General features: G+C 60.9%; 7 protein-coding genes. 4 read left to right on the plus strand and 3 right to left on the minus strand.

The features are described from left to right. Positions 1-351 (plus strand): MAPEG family protein (locus ACFE0K_RS04300; protein WP_434534887.1); only part of this gene is annotated, 351 nt, incomplete at its 5' end. A 164-nt stretch (positions 352-515) separates the two neighbouring features. On the opposite strand, the gene ACFE0K_RS04305 is transcribed toward ACFE0K_RS04300, so the two are convergent. Together ACFE0K_RS04305 and ACFE0K_RS04310 are read right to left on the minus strand one after the other, a co-directional pair. Beyond that, a complete protein-coding gene (locus tag ACFE0K_RS04305) occupies positions 516-1,874 on the minus strand; it encodes an amidohydrolase (RefSeq protein ID WP_434534888.1) in 1,359 nt (452 codons plus the stop codon). A gap of 114 nt (positions 1,875-1,988) precedes the next feature. After that, positions 1,989-3,065: an AraC family transcriptional regulator ligand-binding domain-containing protein gene (locus ACFE0K_RS04310; RefSeq protein WP_434534889.1), complete on the minus strand. Its 1,077-nt coding sequence runs from the start codon at positions 3,063-3,065 to the stop codon at positions 1,989-1,991. Positions 3,066-3,174: 109 nt separating this feature from the next. Between ACFE0K_RS04310 and ACFE0K_RS04315 the strand changes: the two genes are divergently transcribed. Next, positions 3,175-4,080 (plus strand): metal-dependent hydrolase, encoded by a 906-nt coding sequence (locus ACFE0K_RS04315; protein WP_434534890.1) that lies wholly within the window; start codon positions 3,175-3,177, stop codon positions 4,078-4,080. A gap of 63 nt (positions 4,081-4,143) precedes the next feature. Here ACFE0K_RS04315 and ACFE0K_RS04320 read toward each other — a convergent pair whose 3' ends face one another. Next, entirely contained in the window at positions 4,144-4,566 is a 423-nt protein-coding gene (locus ACFE0K_RS04320; protein WP_434534891.1) for a helix-turn-helix domain-containing protein, read from the minus strand. Between the two features lie 63 nt (positions 4,567-4,629). On the opposite strand from ACFE0K_RS04320, the gene ACFE0K_RS04325 reads away from it, so the two are divergent. Together ACFE0K_RS04325 and ACFE0K_RS04330 are read left to right on the plus strand one after the other, a co-directional pair. After that, a complete protein-coding gene (locus tag ACFE0K_RS04325) occupies positions 4,630-5,130 on the plus strand; it encodes a DUF2938 domain-containing protein (protein WP_434534892.1) in 501 nt (166 codons plus the stop codon). Positions 5,131-5,253: 123 nt separating this feature from the next. Further along, a partial coding sequence (locus ACFE0K_RS04330; protein WP_434534893.1) for a DUF6164 family protein occupies positions 5,254-5,562 on the plus strand: 309 nt, incomplete at its 3' end.

The following is a 5,562-nucleotide window of genomic DNA, read 5'->3' on the forward strand; positions in this document are numbered from 1 at the left end:
GCACTCAGCTACGCCACCTACCGGCTGCCGCTGGCGCTCACCGGCAAGAAAGCCGCCAACCACTGGGAGCGCGGCAACGCCGTGGATGACCCGGCCATTCTGGTCCGCGCCAAAGCTGCACACCTGAACTGCCTGGAAAATCTGCCGCTGTTTGCCGCCCTGGTGCTGGTGGCGGCGGCAACCGGCCAGAGCGATACCGTGAACGCGCTGGCAAGCTTCATTGTTGCGGCACGTATCGGGCAAAGCCTGGTGCACCTGATCGGCACCAGCTTTCCTCTGGTATTTGTTCGCGCCAGCCTGTTCCTGGCCCAGGTGGCACTGATGCTGTATCTGGCCTTTGCCTTGATGTAACCCAACCAGCCTTCCCCAATCGGGGGCACGCACAAATTCATCCATTTCATGTGTGTCCCCGATTTGTTCTATTTCATGTGTGTCCCCGATTTGTTCTCGTCTCCTCCTGAAACGAAAAACAGCGGCCTAGGCCGCTGTTTTTTTCACCTCAACGCACGCCGATCTTACCTGGCGTCACCGGCAAGCAAGGCATCCAGCAACAAGGTGCTGTTGGCCTGCACCGCAGTGGTAATCGCCAGGCCCGGGTTTTCGATGCGGAACTTCGGGTTGTGATTGAGCGGCGGCAGTTCGCCGGTGCTCATGTACTTTTTCATCACATCAGGGGCTCCACCGCCTACTTCCACAAACAGGGTTTCGGCGTCTTCAATGCCTGCCACCAACATGGGGAAATCCTCGGAGCCCATCACTGGCGGAATGCCGGGCATGATCCGTTTTTTCCCCAGGGCTGCCACCAGGGTGGTATTGGCTTTCTCGGCCAGGGCCGTTTCGTTGATCACCGGTTCCGCATAACCCAGCATGGTAATGGTGGGTTCGCGCTCCTTCGGCACCCCCGCCGCAACGGCAATACCCCGGGTTTCCCGGTCGATGGCATCCAGCATGGTCTGGCGCACGCCCTTGTCGAACCAGCGCAGGTTCAGTTTCAGAGTGCCGGTTTCCGGAATCACGTTATGGGTTTCCCCCACCTGCATGGCGCCCACCGTCAGTACCGCCGGGTCCTGGGCCGGGATGTTGCGGCTGACGATGGTCTGGTAGGCCATCACCGCCCGCGCGCCCATGACCACCGGATCAATGGTGCCTTCCGGGCGGGAACCGTGACCGCCGATACCGGTGAGGTGCACATCCAGTTGATCACTGCCGGCCATGCGGCGGCCAGCTTTTACCGCCACCGTGCCTGCCGGCCAGACCGGATAAACGTGGGCGGAGATCAACAGGGATGGCTTGGGCACCTTGTCGTAAAGGCCGTCGTCCACCATGGCCTGGGCACCGGCGATCAATTCTTCCGCCGGCTGGCCAACCAACACCAGGGTGCCGGACCAGGCATCGCGGGTTTCCATCATCACCTTGGCGATGCCCAGCAACCAGGCGGTATGGGAATCGTGGCCACAGGCATGGGACACATAGCTGGTGCTGCCGTCATCCAGCTCCACCTGTTTCTTGCTGGCATAGGGCAAGCCGCTTTCCTCTTTCACCGGCAGGGCGTCCATGTCGCTGCGGAACATGATCACCGGGCCCTCACCGTTTTTCAGCACCGCGGCCAGGCCGGTTTTGGCAATGCCGGTATGCACCTGGTAACCCAGTTTCTTCAGACGCTTGGCCACCAGCGCAGAGGTGTCGTGCAGATCGAAGGCCAGCTCCGGATTGGCATGCAACTGGCGAAACACCTTCTCCAGCTCCGGCTGCTGGTCTGCAGCCAGCTTGCCCACCTTTTCGCTCAGCGATGCGGGAATACCGGCCTGTGCCAGGCCGCAGGCCATCACTGCGCCAGCCAGAAGGCTGCTACGCAGCCCGTTGATAAGTGACATGTGCTCTCCCGTTATTTTTTTGGAATTTAGTTTCATTAATTGATCACAGGAAAGGCAAGCGGGTCAAGCATAGAGGCTTAACGTCATCGGGATGGCGCGGAAGAGCCAGGAAGATCAGCCCCCAGCGTGGCCTTTGCGCCATTCCCGGGGAGACAGGCCGGTCCAGGCCTTGAAGGCACGGGTGAAATTGGCCGGGTCGCCATAGCCAAGCGCCTCACCAATGCGGCGGATTTCCAGGTCAGGGTCGGCCAGCATCTGACAGCTGTCCCGCCGCCGGGCGGCTTCCAGCAATTGCTGATAGCTGTAGCCCAGTTCCTGCAGGCGCCGCCGCAGAGTACGGGGCGTCAGGTGTAGGCTATCGGCCAGAGCCTCCGGAGAGGGGTACCCGTCAGCGCCCAGTGCCATCGCGGCACGGGCACGGCGCAAGGTGTCGTCGGCGTCATCCACCAGCGCGCTTTCCCGTTCGCACTGGGCCAGCGCCAGCGTCAGGGCTTCCGGGTTGGCGGTGGGCAGGGGCTGATCCAGCAGGGTGATATCTCCCGCCAGGGAAATACCGGCCTGTGGCATGCCGAAACGGACCATTGGCAGCAGTGCCCGCCAGCGATCAAACCCCACCGGCTCTTCACCATACAACCAGATTTCCCGTTGCTCGGGCAGGTGCGGTATCAGGAACTCCATGCCGCGATACATGCTGGTCAGCATGGAGCTCATCAACATGTCGCGCAGGGCATCCGGGGCGGAGAGTTCCAGCACCAGCTCCATGAACAGGCGGTCCTCACTCTCGCTCACCATCAACTGCGCCCCGCGCCCGCGCAGGTGCCAGAAGCGCTCCAGAATGGCGATGGCCTCACGGGGAGTACCGGCACACATAAGGGCATAACCCAGGTTGCCGTGGGCGGTGAGGGGCATGCGATCGCCGGAGGCAAATCCCAGGCTGCCATTGCCTGTGAGTGAGAGCGCCGCCGCGCCCAGCGTCCAGGTTTCCTGCAACGACAGCCGCCCGGCCGGATCGTCAATCTGATCGGGGGTAATATCGGCCGCCTGCAATAACTGCTCCCGGGAGGCGCCACTCTCCATCGCCGCTTCCATAAAAGCACGCGGATAGGTGGCGGACTGATTGCGCTGCCGCACCCAGGCCGGAAGCGATGCCAGTTGCTGTGTGGTTGCTGCCAGGAGTTCTCTGTGCGGCATTTGGCCACCGATGACAAGTACAATGTCCGTGCAGAATCTCACGCCCTTGGGCCGTTCACCAGTACCGTATGAGCCATATTAAGAAAATACCTCAACGAGGAGTTCTGACATGAATGCTGTGGTCCCTGTTCGTCCGGGCAAGGCAAAGGCTCGCAAAGGCCTCACCGGCTCCCTGCGCAACCTTGCCGGCAAAACCCCCAAGGATATGATCCCCAAGGTTCGCCGCCCCCAGTTCGCCTTCAGCGAAGCCGAAGACATGCCTCGCTACTGGTGGGACAACGACCCGGCAAGAACCCTGCTGCTGGCTGCCCTGTCCGCCAGCTTCCCGCCCGGTGAGCGTTTTTTCATTGATTCGGTGCGTCACTATCAGGATCAGATTACCGACCCGGAACTGAAGAAAGCCATCAAGGGCTTTATCGGTCAGGAAGCGCACCACTCCCGCGAACATGAATTGATGAACGGCTTTCTGCAGGAACGCGGCGTGGATCTGGCACGGCTGGAGCGGGAAATCCTCGGCTTCATGAACCTGATGCGCAAACACCTGAGCCCGGAACGCCAACTCGCCCACACCGTTGCGGTGGAACATTTCACTGCGTTGATGGCTGAAGAGTTCCTGCTCAAATACGATGCCCTGGAGCAGATGGACCCACGCATCGCTCCTATCTGGGCCTGGCATGCCATTGAGGAATCCGAACACAAGGCGGTGGCCTTCGATGTCTACAAGGCCATAGGCGGCAGTGAATTCACCCGCGTCACGGAAATGATGATCGTCAGCGTGCTGTTCCCCGTCTTCTCAGCAGTGCACCTGGTGCAACTGATGAAAGAAGATGGCCAGCTGGGCAACATGAAGTCCTGGCTCGGCGCCGTGAACTACATGTGGGGTCGCCCGGGGGTATTCCGCAAGCTGCTGCCCTCCTACTTCAAGTTCTACAGCCCGAACTTCCACCCGTGGAATCACGACGCCCGCGATCTGGTGGAGAAAGCGAAGAAGAAATGGCTGGGTGACTGGGGCTGATACATGGCAGGGGCACGCACAGATGCGTGTCCCTTTTTCTTTTTTCTGCTTCCCTGCTCTTTTTTATTTTTCCTGACCGCCTCGTTTTTTCTCCACTTTCATTCGTGCCGAGGCAATGTTCATCAAACGCCGAAACTGGCCGCATTCCAGGTGACTGGGAGCCGGGCATTTTGCCGCATGGCGCAGGCCGTCACGCATAGCAGACAGTTTGCGGATGGTGTCATCCAGTTCATCGGCTTTTGCCGACAGGGCATGCCGGTCGATGCTCGGCTCGCCACCGGCATCGAACATTTCGCCAATGTCGTCCAGCGAGAACCCCGCTGCCCGCCCCAGGGCAATCAATGCCAACTGATCCAATACTCGCGGTGCGAATATCCGCTTTAGCCCCCGGCGCCCGGTGGAGAAGATCAGCCCTTTCTCTTCGTAATAGCGCAGCGTCGACGCCGGCACGCCCGACCGACGCACCACTTCGGAAATATCCAACACGACCTTGACCTCAAGCCAGCTTCAAGTTGTACGTTACCATCAAATCCACCTTGAGGAAGCCCCATGGATAACGTTACAGAGCACTTGGCCAGCATGATCATCATCGGCATCTGCGCCACCCTGGTCATGGACGTCTGGAGCTGGCTGCGCCAGCCGCTGCTGGGTGTCGCCCCACCCAACTACGCCATGGTCGGCCGCTGGTTGCTGCATATGCGCCACGGGCAGTTCCGCCACACAGCCATTGCCGCATCGCCAGCCATGGCAAGGGAAAAAGCCGTCGGCTGGCTGGCCCATTATCTTACCGGCCTGGCCTTCGCGGGGATTCTGCTGGGTCTAGAGGGGCAACGCTGGATCCACCAGCCCACCCTGGTGCCGGCCTTGCTGGTGGGCATCGGCACCGTTGCCGCGCCGTTTCTGTTGATGCAGCCGGGCATGGGAGCCGGCATTGCGGCCTGCCGCATGCCAGCTCCCAACGCTGCCCGCCTGCAGAGTCTGCTGACCCATACCGTGTTCGGCCTGGGCCTGTATCTGGGTGGCTGGGCGGCACACGGTTTGCTGATCTGATGGTGTAGACCGGAAACAACGCTTCGATGGTAACCATTGGGGCGCACCGCCATGTATCCTGTATGCATCTCTGCGCCATGCCCACTGCCATGCGGCAGGCCTGAACACATTACCAGGAGCACCATGACCACCTTACTGCTGAATCTGCGCCGGGTTCCGGACGACGAGGCCGACGAAGTGCGCGCCTTGCTGGAACAGAACCAGATCCTGTTCTATGAGACCGCTCCGAGCATGTGGGGGATTTCCTCCGGCGGCATCTGGCTGACCCAGCCCGAGGATCGGGAGCGCGCCAAGGCATTACTGGCCGACTATCAGCAGGAACGGGCTCGGTGTCAGCGAGAGGCCTATGAGGAAGACCAACGGGAAGGGACGGCCCCGACGCTGGAGGGGAGGCTGCAGGAACAGCCGCTTAGCGTGGCGGGGATGTTCGTG

Origin of the sequence: Alcanivorax sp. (assembly GCF_051117345.1) — a bacterium.
Classification (GTDB): domain Bacteria; phylum Pseudomonadota; class Gammaproteobacteria; order Pseudomonadales; family Alcanivoracaceae; genus Alcanivorax.

Coding starts and splice junctions, on each gene's coding strand:
- ACFE0K_RS04310 (WP_434534889.1), bottom strand. CDS start 3,065: ATGCCGCACAGAGAACTCCTGGCAGCAACCACACAGCAACTGGCATCG.
- ACFE0K_RS04325 (WP_434534892.1), top strand. CDS start 4,630: ATGGATAACGTTACAGAGCACTTGGCCAGCATGATCATCATCGGCATC.
- ACFE0K_RS04315 (WP_434534890.1), top strand. CDS start 3,175: ATGAATGCTGTGGTCCCTGTTCGTCCGGGCAAGGCAAAGGCTCGCAAA.
- ACFE0K_RS04305 (WP_434534888.1), bottom strand. CDS start 1,874: ATGTCACTTATCAACGGGCTGCGTAGCAGCCTTCTGGCTGGCGCAGTG.